Raw genomic sequence first — 18,415 nt, forward strand, 5'->3', positions numbered from 1 at the left:
GAAGTTTTTAACGTTTTTCTTTATATGAAGATTCTCCTAGTCGAAGATGACGTACGTGTCGCAGGATTGATCAAACGCGGACTTGATGAAAATGAATTTCAAACAGCTATTGCCTACGACGGCATATCTGGAAAGAAAATGGCCTTACAACACGACTTTGATCTTATCATAACCGATATCGTACTCCCTAAGATGGATGGATTGGATCTCTGCAAAGAAATTCGTCATATCAAACCCGATGTTCCCATTATCATGTTAACAGCATTAGGAACTACAGACGATAAAATTGAGGGTTTTGACGCCGGAGCGGATGACTATCTGGTCAAGCCTTTTGAAATGCGCGAACTCCTAGCCCGCATCAGAGTCCTGCTCAAAAGATATCAAAAACAAGATACAATCACGGGAACAATTTTGCGTTATGGAGATCTGGAAATGAATCTCCATACCAAAGGCGTCAAAAGGAATAATACCGAAATCCATTTGACCCCCAAAGAGTTCAAGTTACTCCATTATTTATTGCAAAATCCCGAGCGTGTCCTTTCCAGAATGGAAATTGCTGAAAAAGTGTGGGAAACGCATTTCGACACCGGAACCAACTTCATTGATGTTTACATCAACTATCTACGTAAAAAAATCGACAAAGATTTTGCGACCAGATATATCCATACCAAATCCGGAATGGGCTTTATTCTAAAACAAGACTAATGCGAATCAGGACACGAATCTCCATATTATTCACGCTGATTACAGCCACCATTTTGCTGGTATTTGCCTGTACAGTATATTTTTCAGCGGTGGAGAATCGGGAAAGAGAGTTTTACGCCCTATTGAAAAAAGAAGCTTACACCAAAGCAAACCTTTTTTTGAATGCAAAAGTTGACAAAAAGACCTTAGAAGATATCTACCACAACAACCGAAAAATCCTCAACGAAGTCGAGGTTGCAATTTACGACACCCGTTTTGACCTCTTGTATCATGATGCCGTAGATATCGACTTTGTCAAAGAGACACCAGCCATGCTACAGGATATTCTCAAAAATAAAGAGATACGATTTTATCAGGAAAAATGGCAGGTCATCGGCATAACCTTTCCATATAAAGACAAAACTTACATCATCACAGCCGCGGCTTATGATCAATACGGCTACAATAAACTCAATAGTCTATTATCTACTATTCTTTTGGTTTTCATTTTGTCTATATTTCTGATCTATGCAGCAGGAATATTCTTTTCCAAAAAGGTCTTTCAACCTATCCTGGAAATGACACAACGTGTAAAAACCATTTCTGCGACAAGTTTGGATGCCAGACTTACGAGTAGCGGAAATAAAGACGAACTTTCCGAATTGGCGAGTACATTCAATGCGATGCTCGACCGTCTCGAGAACTCCTTTGATGCCCAAAAGCATTTTGTCTCCAATATCTCGCATGAGCTAAGAACGCCCTTGGCCGCCATGATTGCAGAACTCGAGATTTCTGCCAATAAGGACCGCAGCATAGTGGAGTATAAAACTGTCATCGACAATACGCTAAATGATGCACAGAAACTGAAGAAGTTATTTAATAGCTTACTTGATTTTGCCAAAGCAAGTTACGACAGTTCTGAAATCGCGTTTAAAACCTTACGTATAGACGAAATACTAATTGATGCATGCCAGCAGGTTCTCCAGTCAAGTCCAAATTATAAACTCGACATTTTTGTCGATCCGGCGATTGAAGATGAAAAACTTCTATCCATCAATGCAAATGAGTATCTATTGCAGGTCGCCTTTGTCAACCTCATTGAAAATGCCTGTAAATTTTCACCCAATCAAAAATGCCTAATCGCTATCAAGGCGGATGAAAATAGGATTCAGCTGGAATTTAAAGATGACGGAATAGGCATTGACCCGGTCGATCTGCCCAATATATTCACGCCATTCTATCGTGGAAGCAACAAAGATTATAGCGAGGGAAATGGTATTGGTTTATCGCTTACCCGAAAAATCGTGCTTCTCCATCAAGGCGAGATCAGCGTCCGCTCGGCAAAAGGTGTTGGAAGTGTTTTTAGCATTGATATCCCCCATCGTTCATTATTCTAATAAAATTCTAATTTTTTTCTAAAGCCCCTCTAACCGGCTTATCGGGAGCAGGTGGATAGTTTTGCGGTATGATTAACCGTACAATCAACTATTCGACCCAATCCTTGAGGTACATGAATTGGATCCCTGTGCTGCTGTTGCTGCAAGCTTGCAACAGCCAATCTCACGAAAGCCCCAACGAATCTCCGACCATCAGCGCAGTTGGAGACACCGTGACCGTCAGTGAAAACACGTCCCTGTTATCGAAACTCAAATTTGTTACGACGACCAATGCACAACATGCACTGAAACTAAATGCAGCTGCTACAGTGAAGATTATTCCCAGCAGTTATGTGGAGATTCCGGTACCTTTTGCTGGACGAATTGTCAAATCCCAGGTGAAACTGGGTCAAAAAGTTACCATCAACACGCCTTTATTTTCAATTAGTTCATCCGACTATTTTGAGGCACAAAGGGCTTACCTTGACGCCAAACAAGCATTTATGCTTGCCAACAATATGTTAAAACGCCAAAAAGATCTGATTGCGCATGGTGTTGGCACTAAAAAAGAACTCGAGGAAGCAGAAACAGATTTTGCAATGAGCAATGCTGCGCTTGGAAATGCCACTGCTGCCTTAAAAATATTCGACAGCAACCCGACCCATAGCATTCTCGGTGAGCCTCTCCTTGTTCGTTCACCTATTCAAGGAGAAATTTTAAGCAGTTCGATTGTACTGGGCCAGTACACGAAAGAAGATGCTCCGGCATTACTCCGCATTGCAGAATTGTCAAAAGTATGGGTTTCGGCCTACATCAAAGAAAAAGACTTGCCAGCAATCGATCAACTTGCGCGTGTTGAAGTGAGCGTAGATGTGCTCCCGGCTAAAAAAATACCCGGAAAAATTGTCCATATCAACCAATTTGTCGACGAAGCAAGCCGGAATATTGAGGTCCTCATTGCCTGTGAAAATGCTGATCGTACCTTAAAACCAGGGATGTATGTCAACGCCGAATTCGAACGGCAAACGACTCCGACACTTTTCATTCCGGCAAAAGCTGTATTTCAATTTAACGATAAGAGTTTTGTTTGGGTCAAAACATCGTCCAATACCTTCGTCAAGCGCTTTGTTACGACTGGCGTAACAGAAGGTGATGCGATCCAGATTTTAACGGGCCTGGTTCCGCAGGAACAGATTGTTGGTGAAGGTGCCTTTTATTTAACACCCGGCCTGTGATGGGCTCAGGCTTTCAACTTTTAAAATAGAAACACATGAATATTAAACAATTGATTGGCCATATCATTGCAAAGAGATGGGTAATCGCCGCATCTTTTCTATTGATCGGTTTTTTCGGTTACTATGCCTGGCGCCAACTTTCGGTTGAGGCATACCCTGATATCGCTGATGTATCGTCACAGGTCGTAACTCAGGTGCCGGGACTCGCTGCCGAAGAAATGGAACAGCAGATCACCATCCCGATCGAACAGGCCATCAATGGATTGCCGGGGATGGAAGTAATGCGCAGTAAAACGACTTTTGGTCTATCCATGGTCACGATTGTCTTCAAAGATGGTGTTGAAGATTATTGGGCGAGAGCCCGTATACAGGAGCGTCTAGCTGATTTATCCCTGCCCTATGGTGCCAGTCCGGGATTGGATCCACTGACTTCACCCACAGGTGAGATCTTCCGTTATATTCTTGAAAGTAAAACCCACGATTTACGACAGTTGACGGATCTCCAAAATTTTGTTATTATTCCCAAAATCAAACAGGTTTCGGGCGTTGCTGATGTAACCAATTTTGGTGGAATCACCACACAGTTTCAAGTGGAATTAGATCCCAAAAAGCTTGATCAATATGAAATTTCGCTTGCCGAAGTTGTCGCCAAGATCGAAAGCAACAATGCCAATGCCGGCGGCAGTGTGATGAACCGTGGGGATCAGTCGTACGTCATCCGTGGCATCGGTCTGGTCAAGACATTGGATGATTTGGGCAACATCGTCGTAAAATCCACCAACGGAAACCGCATCTATATGCGTGACCTCGGTCAGATCAAACTTGGTAATTTAGCCCGCAAAGGGGCTTTAGGATATTCGGATAAACGCGGGGCCAATTATTCGGACAATATCGAAGGTATTGTCCTGCTATTAAAAAATGAGAATCCTTCTGATGTTTTGGCGGGCGTAAATGCGACGGTACAGGAACTAAACGAAAAAAATCTTCCGGAAGGCGTAAAAATACATGTCGTGCTCGACAGAACAAGTTTGGTCGACAATACCCTACATACCGTTTCCAAAACCCTTCTCGAAGGTATGATCTTGGTTATTTTTGTCCTTATTATTTTTCTGGGCAGCTGGCGCGGCGCACTCTTGGTGGCCATAACAATTCCATTTTCCTTGCTGATTGCCTTTATTCTGATGCATTTCACCCATATTCCCGCCAACTTGCTTTCCTTAGGGGCAATTGATTTTGGGATTATTGTAGACGGAGCCATCGTTATACTCGAAACCATTCTTAAAAAAAGGGAAGATGAACCGGAAGGTCTGCTGCAGGAAAAAACTATTGCGCAGAAAATTTCTGAAGTCGCCAAACCCATATTCTTTGCGACACTGATCATTATTACAGCCTATCTTCCCCTGTTTGCATTTGAGCGCGTCGAGAAAAAACTTTTTACGCCGATGGCCTATACCGTAGGTTATGCCCTCTTCGGTGCCTTGGCTGTCGCTCTTGTGCTTATTCCAGGGTTGGCCTATTTGATCTATCGCAAACCTCAAAAAATCTTTCACAACAAATGGTTGGCAAAATTGACTGCGGCTTATCAGTCGGCGATAGAAAAGGTTATGCGGGCTCCCAAACAAGTTTTCATTCCATTGGCAATCGTATTGCTTGCCACAGGTTTGCTCACGGCCTCCGTTGGCAAGGACTTTCTTCCGTCGTTGGATGAAGGTTCGATCTGGCTTCAAGTGTCGCTCCCCCCAGGCATCACGGTAGAAAAGTCCAAAGAAATGAGTGATACCCTACGTGCCCGCACACTTAAACACGATGAGATCTCCTATGTCATGGTTCAGGCAGGGCGTAACGACGATGGTACCGACGCCTGGACACCCTCCCATTTCGAAGTTAGTGTGGGATTAAAACCTTACAAAACATGGAAATGGGGAAAAACCAAGGAAGACCTGATCAATGAACTTGCAGCAGAATATGCGAAAATGCCAGGCTTCAATGTTGCTTTTTCCCAACCCATGATCGACGGTGTCATGGATAAAATCGCTGGCGCCCATAGTGAGCTCGTTGTCAAAATATTCGGCGATGATTTAAAAGAAACCCGACGGGTCGCCGAGGAACTGATCACAACACTCCAACAAGTGAGGGGAGCTGTCGATCTGGCCATTGATCAGGAGCCACCACTCCCCCAATTGCAAATTATCGCCGATCGCGATAAAATAGCACAATACGGACTGAACATCGCTGATGTGACTGACCTGATCCAGATCGCTATCGGGGGAAAAGCCGTTGCACAGGTCTATCAGGGAATCAAAGTGTATGATATTACCTGTCAATATCAGGAGGAAAACAGGAATTCGCCCGAAAAAATCGGCAATTTAATGCTGTATCCCGAAAATGGAAACCGTATTCCACTAGCCCAGGTGGCCACTATTAAACTCAATACGGGAGAAAGTATGATTTCACGCGAGCGCAACAACCGGCAGTTGACGGTCCGTCTAAATGTTCGCGGTCGCGATCTAGGGACATTCCTCACTGAAGCACAGCAGGCCATTGCCAAAAACATACCGTATGACCAACATAAAATTACGTTAAAATGGGGCGGACAATTTGAAAATCAGCAACGTGCCTATACGCGTCTTGCCATTATCGTCCCATTGACATTAGCCATTATATTTATTCTATTGTATGGCACATTTGGTTCATTTAGGCAAGCCGGTCTATTAATGGGCATCGTACCCTTGGCACTTTTTGGCGGAATGCTCGCACTCCATGTTCGCGGGATGACGCTAAACGTTTCCTCAGCAGTCGGTTTTATTGCCTTATTCGGTGTTGCTATACAAAACGGTGTCTTGATGCTTTCACAGATGAATGTACTACGTAAAAACGGGCTGCTGCTGCATAAAGCGGTAACACAGGGAGCCTTTAGTCGTTTTCGTCCCGTTTTGATGACTGCCACGGTAGCTATTCTTGGTTTACTTCCGGCTTCACTAGCAACAGGGATTGGATCGGATGTGCAACGCCCTTTGGCAACGGTAATCGTTTATGGCTTACTATTTTCGACTATCCTGACACTATTTGTGCTCCCCCCACTCTATTATCTTTTAGAACGTAACAGTACCACACAAAAAGCCCCCGTAGAATAAATACAAATTCATCCATTCGAAACAGCTTGCTTTCTGCTGTTTCGAGTGGATTCAACCTGAATATGGAATGGATTCAACCTGAACATTGAAAAGCCTTTAGCCAAACCTGCACAGCTATCACATCCGCTGAAGGTCCACGCTAGTCAGGAAGCAGGGGGGCCAAACGGAAGGCGCTTACGAATAGCCCGGGCGACATATTTCATGTGTCAAAGAGCGCCCTGGTGCTTTAATAAAAGAATCACTAAAACAGAACATTCAGAACAAGTCGATGATCATGAACAAACAACCTATTTTAACAAAGAAAAGCTTTACCTTTTTTCTTTTTATACTCGCGCTATACCATACAGCAATCGCTCAGGATAGGAAGAGCAGCGTGTCAGAAGTGACAGGGCAGCAACTCGATTATTCAAAATTTATACATACAGTCGCTAAAAATAATCTGGGTTACGCCGCCGAAAAATTCAACCTCAGCATTGCTGAAGCCAATATCATTAGCGCCAGGGTGTTTCCTGACCCTGAATTTAGCATGGGCATTTTTGATAATAGTGAACGTACAAAACAACTGGGGCGGGGCTATAATGCGGGAATTGCATGGACACTGGAGCTGGGGGCTAAACGAAAAGCCCGGATAAACCTGGCCAAAGATGAAGCCGAGGTAACCCGTTTATTGCTAGCAGACTATTTCCGAAATTTACGTGCCGACGCTACACTCGCATTTTTAACAGCAAAACAGCAGGCATTATTGGTGAAAATAAACCAAAATTCCTATCAGCAACTTAGGCAATTGGCCACATCGGATAGTATCCGTTATAAATTGGGGAGCATCCCTGAAATAGATTTCCGCCAATCTAAATTGGAGGCCGCCAATATGCACAATACGTTGCTGGCAACAGAAGCAACCTGGAAATCCGCCCTTGTAAACCTTTCCCTATTTATGGCAGACAACTCCCTTACGACAATGGGGGTACCCCCAGATGCTTTCGATCATTTGGACCGGGCATACCACTTAGATGAACTGGTTCGAGTAGCCCAAAATGACCGCAGCGATCTAAAAGTTGCCCTGCAAAACAAACAGCTTTCACAGCGTCTGCTCCAATTGGCTCAGGCCAATCGGGTAGTAGACCTCGGGCTTTCTTTTGGCATCACTCATAATGGAGAAGCACGAAATGAAACTGCCCCAACGCCTCAGTTTACGGCTATAAATGCAGGTATTTCAATTCCGCTAAAGTTCTCGAATTTTAAAACAGGCGATCTTAAAGCCGCAAAATTTAAGATTGATCAGGATGAGATTACCTATCAGGACGTGCTCCTACGCATTCAGATCGAAGTTACGCAAGCGTTCCTCTCCTACCAGGCCGCTCAAAAACAGGTACAGCTATTTGACAGCGCTATGCTATCGGAAGCAAAAGCAATTTTGGAAGGAAAGGTTTACAGCTATAAAAGAGGCGAAACATCCCTACTGGAAGTTTTAAATGCTCAAAGGACCTACAATGAAACACAGCTTAGCTATTATGAAGCCCGTTACAATTATGCAATCGCCTTGGTCGAACTCCAACGTACAGCCGGGATATGGGATATTCAGGAGATCTAAGCTGGAGAAATTCTGTTTTTTCTTAGTTTCTTATACATGCTTTTCAAAGAAGGCGAAATCAGTATCAGCAAAAGTATGCTGATACTGATCATGGACATAATCTCATAATAATCCATGGCATAGCGCACAAAGGATTGGATCTTGACCCGCTCAGCAACGAGCTTTAAGGCTGCCGTATGTTCCTTATACTGCAGTCCATGCTGCAAAATGCTGACAGATTCCTGCTGCAGGTACTCCCGAAATAAGGGATTGCCCACTTCCGTTTGGTCCCTAAAAACCTGCTGGTGCTGGGCATATTCAAACAACTTGAAAAAATTCTGTAAACCGATACTGCTCGTGTAGCCCAGGTATCGGATAGCAAGACAGACCGCAGCAGCAGAAGCCCCCAATTGAGGGCTGACACTGGTAATGCAAAATAAGATGGTGGGTACCATAATAAGCCCTACTCCGAGTCCGTGTAAAACTAAGGGTATCCAAAAATGCGCATCATTACCCTGCCCCTCAAAGGAGAAAAACATCCATTGGTGAAACAGCAGCAAGCAACAATAGCCCGAAATCCAAATCCATTTTACGGGGCGTTGCTCAAGCATCCAATACAATGAGCCTAGAACACCAGCGACAATACCAGCAATATTAAACCACTGGATATAGGACAAATGAATAGGATCGAGTTGAATAACCTGTACGAGATATTGATTTGAGATAGTCAAGGAGAAGCGCTCAATATACATCATGTACAAAATCAATAAGCCCAAGAGAAAGTTCCTGTTCTTAAAAATCGCCAAATGAACATACACACGCCTGAGCATCATTTGCCGAACAATAAAAAGAATAAGCAACGCTAGACCTACCCCTAATATGATCAGCATATGTTGATCGTTAAACCAATAAACTTCTTGTCCATACACCATTAGATAGCCAAAACTGACGATCACAAGACTATAGAAAATGCAGCTTGCCCAGTCTAATGAAAACAAAGGGTAAGGGCGTATATGACGTATAGAGCGCATCGACAGCATAATCAACAATAAACCCGGTACAAATGATAAGGCAGCGTATAGATAGAGCTGATCAAAATTGAATGAATCGATAAATTTTGCCGTGACGAAAGTATTAAATGGGGAGCTGCAGAGTAACATGCCGAAAAAGACAGCATAACTTACTTCCTTAGCCCGATCGCTTTTCAACCGTGAGAATATCATGGAGATCGATAAGTTTACGGCAGAAGCAAACAACATCCCTTGGAAAAAGCGCAGGCCATATACCCAGCTGATATCGGTGATGCTGTACATCAAAAAGCAATTCAATAGCTGCAGAAGATTAAAAATAATGTAGTACTGCTTGATGGGAAAGTATAAAAAAAAGCGTCGTTCTAAAACGTAGAATCCAACAAAACCAGCATAAAACAAAATGATCAGAAACTGGACATCACTGGGTTGGGCACCGTAAAATCCAGCGGTGACATTTGTATTTGCACCCGGCAGGAAAAATAAGACCATACTGGGCATCAAACTGCTAAACAAGATAAGCTTGATCAACCACTCCGGCACCCATTCTTTAAAAATTCCCTTCACTATTTCTGTTTTTTTGATACCGATACATTCACATTCATTCCCGAAAGAAGCTGTTGGGCTCCCTTTTGCTTATCCAGCTCAATGCGCACAGGTACGCGTTGTACAATCTTCACAAAGTTGCCTGTTGCATTATCTGGCGGCAAAAGGGAGAATGCAGATCCAGTAGCCGGGGAGATGGAAATAATTTTTCCATAAAATTTTTGATCCGGATACGCGTCGGCAACCACCTCAACCCTATTGCCAAGATGCAAATAACGCAGTTGTGTTTCCTTAAAATTAGCGGTTACCCAGGTTGGGGTTTCTCTATTGACGATAAAGCCCAAAACTTCACCAGCACTTATCATTTGACCTTTTTCAATCGTGCGTTTGCCAATCTGTCCATCGTAAGGTGCGCGAATAACGGTATACCCAACATCAAGCCTTTTACGGCCGACAGCAGCCGTCAAACGAACACGTTCGGCATCCACCACACCTTTTTTCATATCCACATCATGCACACGCTCCTGTGAAGCCTGTAATTTATGCTTTAACGAAGCCAGCTCACTCTTATACACATCCAACGTCGCTTTTACATCCTCCAGTTGCTGTGCCGTTGCAGACTTTTCCTGAAACAAATAATTATATCGATCATATTCCAACTGTTGCTTGGTTACCCGAGCCTCCCCGGCAGCAATTGATGTGCGTAAAGACTCATGTTCCGCCTGGAGAATTTCCTTTTGACTATGAAGAACATTGATCTCTGCAGCTTCCTTATTGACGGATGCCGCTACCTGATCAGCCTCATATTTATATTCCTTATTATCTATAAGCAACAAGGTATCACCCCGTTTAACCAATTGATGATCGTGATAATGCACAGAAACCACATATCCTCCTACCCGAGAAACAATGGGATTGATATACTGTGTTACCTGTGCATCATTTGTGTAGGTATACCGCAGTCGCATCCATAATGCTTGAGCGCCCCATAACAACAAAGCCAACAAGACAATTCCGGCCAACCAGTTGGTGATTCGAGTGAGTTGTGCCTCCACAACTGTTCTACGTGATTTAGGTTTCATTAGATAGTACCCTTCAAAAATTCGATAAAATAATAATGTTTCTGTATCGCAATATGTGCGGTTTCAAGATCAAAAAGTGTTTTTAGGTATTGCATATCAGCATCCAAGAGATCCGTAATCAAAGCCGATGATTTAAAATACCTGTTTTTTATAATTCGTGCATTTTCCTGCGCCAACGCCTTATTGTTTTGACAGACGTCCTGCTGCTTAATAGCCAATTGATAATCCAACAGGGCCTGTAACAGCTGATTTTCCAAAATCTCCTCCTCATGATGGTGTTTTACCTCTTGTCGATCCAATGCGATCTGTGCTCCGCGCACCACGTTTTTATTGAGATAAATTGCCGAGATCGGTATGGTTAATTTGAGCCCTGTGATACTCAGATTATACCAGCTGGGATTATAGGGATACAAGAAGACCTGTGGATTGGCAAAGGTAAATGTACTGGTCAACCCCAACTCAGGAAGATAATTTGATCGCGCCTGTTTGACCGACAATTTCTTCAAAACAACTTCCTGTTCGGATTTTAGGAGGGAAAAAGCATGGCTTCGCGCTTCGGCAACAAGCGCTTCATAGCCGGGGCTCTCCACTTTAAAAGGTTCGGTCAAGGGGATAATCTCTGCTGTAATACCGCCAATAAGCTGCAGCTTCTGATTTGCAGCCTGAATATCATGACCGATCTGCACGAGCAACAGTTCCCGCTTCGAAAGCTCCAACGAAATACGCAAGACGTCACTGTGTAATACCACGCCCGCCTTATACAGATGCTCAATCTCCTTGAGCTGTACCCGTTGATCAGCAATATCCTGCTCGATTAAAGATCGGTTACTATACGACAGTTCCAAATCCAAAAAAAGATTGCAAACCTCCAATTTCGTCTGCGCTGCGGCATTCTTCCAATCGATTCTGGCCAGCTCATTTTCCAATTTTTTGGACTCTATTTTCATTAGGTCCCGATGCCCATTGTAGAGGTTCAGATAAAAATCCAGGCCGCTATCGTACAAGTAATGAATGATATCATGCTGGGAAGGTTTATTTAAAAGCCCCTGGTCATACACAGGCATATTACTTGCATAACTAGCAGAAGCTCTGGCGGAAATCTTAGGGAGCAACTCCATGCGTTGCTGCTGTACTGCCACCTCAGTTTCTTTGAGCTGCAAATAAGACTGCTCGATGTATTTACTGTTCTGTAGCGCTTTGTCGATCATGTCTTTCAGGGACATGCGCAAAGAATCGAGGGCGAAGGTGTCCGAAATAGCGCATACTAACAATCCCATGGTTAGTATGCCTTTTGCCCAATAGGGAGGAAAAAAGTTCACGTGTGCTATGTAATTTTTTTGCGTTGCAAACTTAGACACTTATTGGAACTTGGATTTCTTCACAAACGCCAATATGTTATGGAAAAAAGACATTTTTTCATCAATTCAAACAAAAAGACCAATATCTGCCAATAAGCCCTTAGAATCTCCTTTTTTATAGCACATAAAAAAGGCCTTTCAAATCGTGATTTGAAAGGCCTTTCTCGACGGTATAATAATAGATTATCCGTATAAGGAATCTTCTATTGCATTCCACAGCTGGATTCTTTTTTGTAGCGCAATTTTACTGATCTCTTTCATTTCTGTCCATTTAACCTCATCGTCCTTCGCAAGATCTGTGATCATCTGCATCGCCAACGGTCCATGCTCGTCGCCGTCAAGATCAATATGGCGTTGAAAATAATAAATAAAGCTATCCAGATTGGCTGTAGGAAAGTTTGTTTTAATTTCTTCCAAAATAGAGGTAAACATTCCCGGAATAAGGTCTTCACGTCCAAATGTAAATGCTGCAGCAATTTTATGCACCTCGCCCTCAGCAATCACTTCGAATGTAAAATTCAAAAAGTCTTTGATCCGCTTGTCCAATGTGGTCGTTGCAATGACATCGAATATGTTGTTCGATTTTTTGGCGTGAGCAATAAATTTGTTGACGAGATGAAGGTCGGCACCCATGGCATCCATGGCGTCCAGATACATCTCAAAATGGCTCAAACGGCGGCCATCAATGTATTCATCCGACTCCTCAGCCAATACAATTTCGTTGATTAGATAGCGCGTTGATGGATGCTCACTCGCAAACCAAGGTAAAGTCGTACAGGTCAATTTAATCTGTAAAGCTTTTAGTAAAGACATAAAATCCCATACAGCGTACACATGCCCTTCTGTAAAAGAACGTAGATTCTTGATCGTTTTGATCTTACGATATAAAGGGTGTTGCAATAATACCTCGCGTTCGGCAGCAATGTATTCGTTAATTTCCGCAATTCTATTCATGGCGCAAAAGTATTGTCTTATCTCTGTTTTTAAAAGTATTTTCGATGAGATTACAGTAACATGATAAATTTTTCGACCAGCTATCCGCTTCATAACCAAATCACAGCCAACAACGCGCCTCGCTTTTGACCTCCCTATTCCTGTTGTTAGCGCTCATTTACCCTTAAAAACAAAAATATTTTTTATTATAAAAAATAATCTACTATATTTGTAGAGTATTCAGAATTGCATGATGCAATACCAACCGAGTGCAGGCACCGCGGTGGTAAATTAATACGGGTTTCGACCAAAATAAACGTCGCTGAACGATTATTTTCCCAACAAGATCTGGATACAGTTTATGGTTTAATCCTTTAAATTTTTAAATTGTATGGCTACTACAACAAATCTTTACCAACACTTACTGGAAAAATTCAGTTATTACTCAACAGATGAACTGATCCAGCTCAACAACGACACCATCTTAGGACAAGGCTGGGGTTCAGCCAAGGCAACCTTTAGAACAGCTTTGATCAGTACATTCTCCAAAAGAGGACTAGATCTTTCCAACATTATTTCCAAGGAAGACGGTTTTACCTCGGTGAAACATGTCCCTGTACGCTTGGAACAGAATGTCCTGATTCCTTTACAGTAATCGTTATCGGCAAAAAAAGCGCGCATCGAAAGGACTTCGTGCGCGCTGCTGTCGTTGGTTTAGGAAATTGCCGATTTAAAAGAAGGCAATAATCTTATTATTTATAGTTTGGATTCTGAATTAATACACCTGCACTTTTCTCAATTTCTGTTTGTGGTAATGGCCAGCGGTAAAATTTGTCCTCAAAATGATAGGGCACTTTACTGTCTTTGACCGCATTGAGTACTTCGCCTGCGATATGCCAACGAATCAGGTCGTAATGCCGTAGTCCTTCGAAAGCAAGTTCAACCCTTCTTTCGTGACGGATACGGTCGCGCATTTTTTCCTTGGTATAACCGGCAGGGAACCCAGGCATCTGAACGCGGCTCCTCAAGGTATTCATGGCATCGTAAACCGATGGGTCTGGTCCAGCGATTTCATTTTGTGCTTCGGCATACATCAATAACACCTCCCCAAACCGCAGTACAACCGCATCCTGTTGGCTCAATGTTGAAAAGCCAAAAGGTAAGTTGGCCGGATCCAAAAATTTCAGCACCCCATAACCTGTAGGCCGCGGATTGGACGGTGTATGGATCTTACCGCCGCCAAAGTCGGGATGATCCACGAAAATTGTTTTGCTCAAGCGCGGATCCCTATCTTTGAAGGGATTGGCTCGGTCAGTCAAGGGTGATTCACCATAAGGCAAACCATCTTTGCATTCATAAGTATCCACCAGGTTCTGTAAAGGTGAAGCAGCGATCCAATCGCCTAGGTACATGTCCCAGGGGGCTGTATTATTCGGTGCCAGAAAATTGACCGAAAAGATAATCTCAGTATTGTTCTTCTGTGTTGCATCGCGAAAGACATTTTCAAAAGCCGTACTTAGGGTATACTCTTTCATGACATCGCTGCATAAGTCTTTTACCTCTTTCAAGATTGCTAAATCGGGCACCCCTTTGTCACCATAAGCCGCAAACAGTAAAACCCGTGCTTTCAAAGCTTTTGCTGAACTCGCGGTCGCATGCCCCCCATTATTGAAATAAGGTTTAGCCGCTAAGTTAGCGATCCCAAAATCCAGATCAGCGCGAATCTGTTTTAGGATATTCTCCGCAGTTTCCTTTGGCTGACGCTGATTCTCTAGACTGAGGGAGGTCAGCACAAGCGGCACCTCACCATAAATACTGTACAATTGGAAATAAACAAAAGCACGGATAAAGCGGGCTTCGGCTTCCATATTTTTCTTCTCCCCATCGTTCATATCGGAGCCGTTATAGCCCTGAAGCTTCTCGATCAGGCGATTGGCACGTCCTATTCCCACATAAGCATCGTTATAAATTCCGGTTTCATACCCCCCTGTGGTCGGATTTAAATTCCCACCTACGATTTCATTGACGCTGCCTGAGTTGAACTGATTGTAGCCATTGTCGGTCAGACAGTCCCGGAAAGGCATCCCATAGGAGAACGTCTCACTCTGCAATGACGCGTATACACCGGCCAATGCATTATCAAAATCCGATTTTTTGCTAAAATAGTTGTCCGAAGCGATCTGATCCAAAGGATTGAGGTCCAAGGCACTGTTACAGGAACCCAAAAATAGTCCGGATAGCATCAACGCTGTTATAAATTTCTTTTTCATAGCACTTAAAAGTTAACTTGTACACCAAATGAATAAATCTTGTTTTGTGGATACTGTACCAGATCACCATTTCCATAGCGTTCAGGGTCCAAGCCCTTAAATTTGGTCGCAGTAAGGAGGTTATCACCCGAAAAATAAACCCTTAGGCGTTCAATTTTATATTTTTTCAATAACCCTTCAGGTAAAGTGTATCCGAACACAAGATTTTTCAACCTGAAGTATGAAGCATCCTGTATAAAATAGCTGGAAGCACGGCTGAATTTCTCCGGAGCACTCCAACCCCAATAAATACGGGGCATCGTTGTCGAAGGGTTTTCAGGTGTCCAACGGTCTAACCAATCTTTTGTCGGCGGGCTACCCTGTACAAATGGGGTTACGCCCCAGCCCGAAACATAGGATTTGACGCCATATACCCCTTGTAAAAGAGCCGAAAAGTCAAAGCCCTTAAAACTTGCACTTAGATTAAAGCTATAGTTCAGTTTTGGATCTACACCGGAAATAATTGTTCTGTCGTTCGCATCTATTTTTCCGTCCCCGTTGACATCCCGATACTTAAGATCTCCTGGCAGTGTATTATCATTAAACTGCTTAGGCGACCCCGCTACTTCGGCATCGGATTGAAATATGCCAATGACTTCGTAGGTATAAAAGCTGTCCATTGCATAGCCATTTTTTTTGATCGTATAGCCGCCGATTTCAGGCTCGCCAAATTTGACCAGCTTGTTTTTGAAACGATCGAGGTTTGCACCTAGCTGATAGCGTAACCCTTCCAATGCTCCCGTAGTAATCTGATTACGATAAGTAATTCCCAACTCAACACCTTTATTCTCGACAATTCCATCATTTACATAAGGTGCTCCCAAACCAACGATTGCAGTAATCTGTGACTGTCTTAGAATATCGGTCGTCCTCTTTTTATACCAGTCAAAGGTGATATCTAAATTTTTAAACAGGCTCAGGTCCAATCCCACATCGGTCATCGTTGTTGTTTCCCATTTGATAATCGGGTTGTTTAATCCCTGTTGAGCAACACCTGAATTTAGCGTACTATTGTCAAAAGAATAATTTCCGGTCAGTCCCAATACGGGTTGATATGGATAGTTGCCGGTATTCTGATTTCCGAGTTGACCCCAGGATCCACGGATCTTCAAATTATCCAGCCAACCGGAAGCGAATTCCTTAACAAAAGACTCTTCAGATACACGCCAGCCTGCAGAGAAAGAAGGAAACGCTGCCCAACGGTTTTTACCGTAAAACTTGGAACTACCATCGTAACGCATATTGGCTTCCAAGAGGTATTTCCCTTGATAATCATAGTTCAATCGGCCGAAATAAGAGATCAGCGCCCATTGGTTGGCCGTTCCGTTTGCCCGTTGAATATCCGATCCCCCCGCATTTAATTCTGTTAGCGTATCGTCGACAAAATTCTGTCTGAAGCCCTGGAGGTAGGTATACTTACTTTTTTCAATGCTATATCCGGCCTGAGCTTTGAGGTGGTGTGCCCCAAACGCGCGATCATAGTTCAGGTAAGTAAATAAATTGGTGTATATTGTTTGCTGATCCTGATCCGTAAGGCCCTTTCCAAGATCCAGTGTTGTTCCGAGCGTGCCTGTATGGTAGTAATATTCATCCAACGTTGATTTATAATCCTTGTACTTGTCCATATTGAAATTATAGGCACCTTTGGTATACCAGGAAAGACCTTTAAACAACTGTACCTCCATCCAAGCCTGTAAATTGGCTGCATAGTCATCGGTATTATAGGTGAATTTCCGATCCAATACCGCCATAGGATTTTTATTGTTGTACTCCCAGTCGTAAGCTTTGTACGTGTACCGTCCGCTACCATCCGGCAAAAATGGGCCATAGGTTGGTGCCTGCGACATAGCCGACAGGAAGAGATCTTTGGATCCGCCTGGAATAGATTCGGTATGCCCAGTTTTGAGCAAGATATTTGTTCCGAATTTAATACCTTCCGAGATTTTGGTCGTCAGATTGAGGCGGGCGGAATAACGGTCGTAGTTAAAACCTTTGATCATTCCATCCTGATTGACGTAGCCCAAACCAACATTAAAGGTTGTCTTCTCGTTTCCGCCCTGGATACCGAGATTATGGGTATAAGTCGGTTTCGTTTGGAAAATAAGTCCCAGCCAGTCTGTATTTGGATATTTTACAGGATCATTACTGTTGCGATAGGCAGCGATCACATCGGCGGGATATAGGCCGTCGTTGAGATTGGAATTCTTCCGCGCTTCGTTGTATAATTCCATATACTGCGCCGAATTGGTGATCAGATCAAACATTTTCGTGGGCTTATAGATACCCACATTTCCGTCATACTGGACGGTTGTTTTTCCCGATTTCCCTTGTTTCGTCGTGATCAGAATAACGCCATTGGCTGCACGCGAGCCGTAGATTGCTGCGGAGGCTGCATCTTTCAGCACACTGACATTTTCAATATCATTGGGATTGACGTCGGAGAATTTGCCCTGTACACCATCAATCAGCACCAGAGGATCCGATCCCGCGCCGCTAAAGGTACCCTTACCACGAATGCGGATGGATACACCTTCATTGCCCGGTTCTCCCGACCCTTGATTGATTTGTACGCCCGGGATTGCCCCCTGCAGCATGGAAGCTGTATTGACAACGGGTCGTTTGATCATATCTTTGCCACTCACTGTAGCCACGGCACCGGTTAGGTTTACTTTCTTTTGCGTGCCGTAACCGACCACAACAACCTCTTCCAAACTCGACGAAGCGTCGTTCAGCTGCACACTCACGGTTCCCTCATTGGCAGCAACAGCCATTTCCCTGGTTTCAAATCCCAAAGAAGAGAACGTCAGTACGGCAGTTCCACCCGTCAGGCTGAGCTCGAATTGTCCCTGCTGATCCGTTTGCGTTTCCTGCGTTGCATTTTTGACCCGTACTGTCACACCGGGTAGCGGGCGCCCTGTATTGTCCAGCACTTTTCCTTTTATTGTACGCTGTTGACCTATCCTATCAAGGATGGTGGAAGGGGCTTTTTCTGTTGGGGCAAAACGACGGTCTGTCGTCCTTAGTGATGCTGCTGAGCCCGTGTAGGGTACAGCTATCGAAAGACAGAGTGCCATTATACTGGCCTCAGGACCGAAGGACAGGCCCTTGATCAAAGGCCATTGTCTTGTCTTTTCTGTTTTCATATTTACTTTTTTTGTTT

At 43.6% G+C, this 18,415-nt stretch carries 12 protein-coding genes and 1 riboswitch; of the genes, 6 read left to right on the forward strand and 6 right to left on the reverse strand.

Features of this window, described 5'->3' with window-relative positions:
- The first annotated feature begins 24 nt into the window (after positions 1-24).
- The 5 genes from ACHWSC_RS06610 (at position 25) to ACHWSC_RS06630 (ending at position 8,020) form a co-directional block, all read left to right on the forward strand.
- A complete protein-coding gene (locus tag ACHWSC_RS06610) occupies positions 25-705 on the forward strand; it encodes a response regulator transcription factor (protein WP_394676249.1) in 681 nt (226 codons plus the stop codon).
- A complete protein-coding gene (locus ACHWSC_RS06615) occupies positions 705-2,081 on the forward strand; it encodes an ATP-binding protein (protein ID WP_153845209.1) in 1,377 nt (458 codons plus the stop codon). Before ACHWSC_RS06610 ends, ACHWSC_RS06615 begins: the two co-directional genes overlap by 1 nt.
- Positions 2,082-2,194: 113 nt before the next feature.
- Positions 2,195-3,295, forward strand: a complete 1,101-nt coding sequence (locus ACHWSC_RS06620; protein ID WP_394676250.1) for an efflux RND transporter periplasmic adaptor subunit — start codon at positions 2,195-2,197, stop codon at positions 3,293-3,295.
- 35 nt (positions 3,296-3,330) lie between these two features.
- Positions 3,331-6,429, forward strand: coding sequence for an efflux RND transporter permease subunit (locus ACHWSC_RS06625; RefSeq protein ID WP_394676251.1), 3,099 nt, complete (start codon positions 3,331-3,333; stop codon positions 6,427-6,429).
- A 274-nt stretch (positions 6,430-6,703) separates the two neighbouring features.
- Positions 6,704-8,020, forward strand: a complete 1,317-nt coding sequence (locus ACHWSC_RS06630) for a TolC family protein (RefSeq protein WP_394676252.1) — start codon at positions 6,704-6,706, stop codon at positions 8,018-8,020.
- On the opposite strand, the gene ACHWSC_RS06635 is transcribed toward ACHWSC_RS06630, so the two are convergent.
- From ACHWSC_RS06635 to ACHWSC_RS06650, 4 genes are all read right to left on the reverse strand, one after another.
- On the reverse strand, positions 8,017-9,594 hold the full coding sequence (locus ACHWSC_RS06635; RefSeq protein ID WP_394676253.1) for a hypothetical protein: 1,578 nt from the start codon (positions 9,592-9,594) through the stop codon (positions 8,017-8,019). The genes ACHWSC_RS06630 and ACHWSC_RS06635 overlap by 4 nt on opposite strands.
- Positions 9,594-10,655, reverse strand: coding sequence for an HlyD family secretion protein (locus tag ACHWSC_RS06640; RefSeq protein WP_070567039.1), 1,062 nt, complete (start codon positions 10,653-10,655; stop codon positions 9,594-9,596). The genes ACHWSC_RS06635 and ACHWSC_RS06640 overlap by 1 nt, the downstream gene beginning before the upstream one ends.
- A complete protein-coding gene (locus tag ACHWSC_RS06645; RefSeq protein ID WP_394676254.1) occupies positions 10,655-11,932 on the reverse strand; it encodes a TolC family protein in 1,278 nt (425 codons plus the stop codon). The genes ACHWSC_RS06640 and ACHWSC_RS06645 overlap by 1 nt, the downstream gene beginning before the upstream one ends.
- A gap of 264 nt (positions 11,933-12,196) precedes the next feature.
- Entirely contained in the window at positions 12,197-12,967 is a 771-nt protein-coding gene (locus ACHWSC_RS06650) for a DUF3050 domain-containing protein (protein ID WP_309362435.1), read from the reverse strand.
- 210 nt (positions 12,968-13,177) lie between these two features.
- Positions 13,178-13,271, forward strand: a riboswitch (SAM-I-IV-variant riboswitch).
- Between the two features lie 66 nt (positions 13,272-13,337).
- On the opposite strand from ACHWSC_RS06650, the gene ACHWSC_RS06655 reads away from it, so the two are divergent.
- A complete protein-coding gene (locus tag ACHWSC_RS06655) occupies positions 13,338-13,601 on the forward strand; it encodes a 5-oxoprolinase (RefSeq protein WP_070567048.1) in 264 nt (87 codons plus the stop codon).
- Positions 13,602-13,698: 97 nt separating this feature from the next.
- On the opposite strand, the gene ACHWSC_RS06660 is transcribed toward ACHWSC_RS06655, so the two are convergent.
- Both ACHWSC_RS06660 and ACHWSC_RS06665 read right to left on the reverse strand, forming a co-directional pair.
- Positions 13,699-15,216, reverse strand: coding sequence for a RagB/SusD family nutrient uptake outer membrane protein (locus tag ACHWSC_RS06660; protein WP_394676255.1), 1,518 nt, complete (start codon positions 15,214-15,216; stop codon positions 13,699-13,701).
- A 5-nt stretch (positions 15,217-15,221) separates the two neighbouring features.
- Complete coding sequence (locus ACHWSC_RS06665; protein ID WP_394676256.1) at positions 15,222-18,398, reverse strand: SusC/RagA family TonB-linked outer membrane protein; 3,177 nt, start codon at positions 18,396-18,398, stop codon at positions 15,222-15,224.
- Positions 18,399-18,415 lie beyond the last annotated feature (17 nt).

This window comes from uncultured Sphingobacterium sp. (genome assembly GCF_964277905.1).
Classification (GTDB): Bacteria; Bacteroidota; Bacteroidia; order Sphingobacteriales; family Sphingobacteriaceae; genus Sphingobacterium; species Sphingobacterium siyangense.

Excerpts from the sequence above, each read along its gene's own strand:
- ACHWSC_RS06610 (WP_394676249.1), top strand. The coding sequence starts at position 25 with ATGAAGATTCTCCTAGTCGAAGATGACGTACGTGTCGCAGGATTGATC.
- ACHWSC_RS06615 (WP_153845209.1), top strand. The coding sequence starts at position 705 with ATGCGAATCAGGACACGAATCTCCATATTATTCACGCTGATTACAGCC.
- ACHWSC_RS06620 (WP_394676250.1), top strand. The coding sequence starts at position 2,195 with ATGAATTGGATCCCTGTGCTGCTGTTGCTGCAAGCTTGCAACAGCCAA.
- ACHWSC_RS06625 (WP_394676251.1), top strand. The coding sequence starts at position 3,331 with ATGAATATTAAACAATTGATTGGCCATATCATTGCAAAGAGATGGGTA.
- ACHWSC_RS06630 (WP_394676252.1), top strand. The coding sequence starts at position 6,704 with ATGAACAAACAACCTATTTTAACAAAGAAAAGCTTTACCTTTTTTCTT.
- ACHWSC_RS06640 (WP_070567039.1), bottom strand. The coding sequence starts at position 10,655 with ATGAAACCTAAATCACGTAGAACAGTTGTGGAGGCACAACTCACTCGA.
- ACHWSC_RS06645 (WP_394676254.1), bottom strand. The coding sequence starts at position 11,932 with ATGGGATTGTTAGTATGCGCTATTTCGGACACCTTCGCCCTCGATTCT.
- ACHWSC_RS06650 (WP_309362435.1), bottom strand. The coding sequence starts at position 12,967 with ATGAATAGAATTGCGGAAATTAACGAATACATTGCTGCCGAACGCGAG.
- ACHWSC_RS06655 (WP_070567048.1), top strand. The coding sequence starts at position 13,338 with ATGGCTACTACAACAAATCTTTACCAACACTTACTGGAAAAATTCAGT.
- ACHWSC_RS06660 (WP_394676255.1), bottom strand. The coding sequence starts at position 15,216 with ATGAAAAAGAAATTTATAACAGCGTTGATGCTATCCGGACTATTTTTG.
- ACHWSC_RS06665 (WP_394676256.1), bottom strand. The coding sequence starts at position 18,398 with ATGAAAACAGAAAAGACAAGACAATGGCCTTTGATCAAGGGCCTGTCC.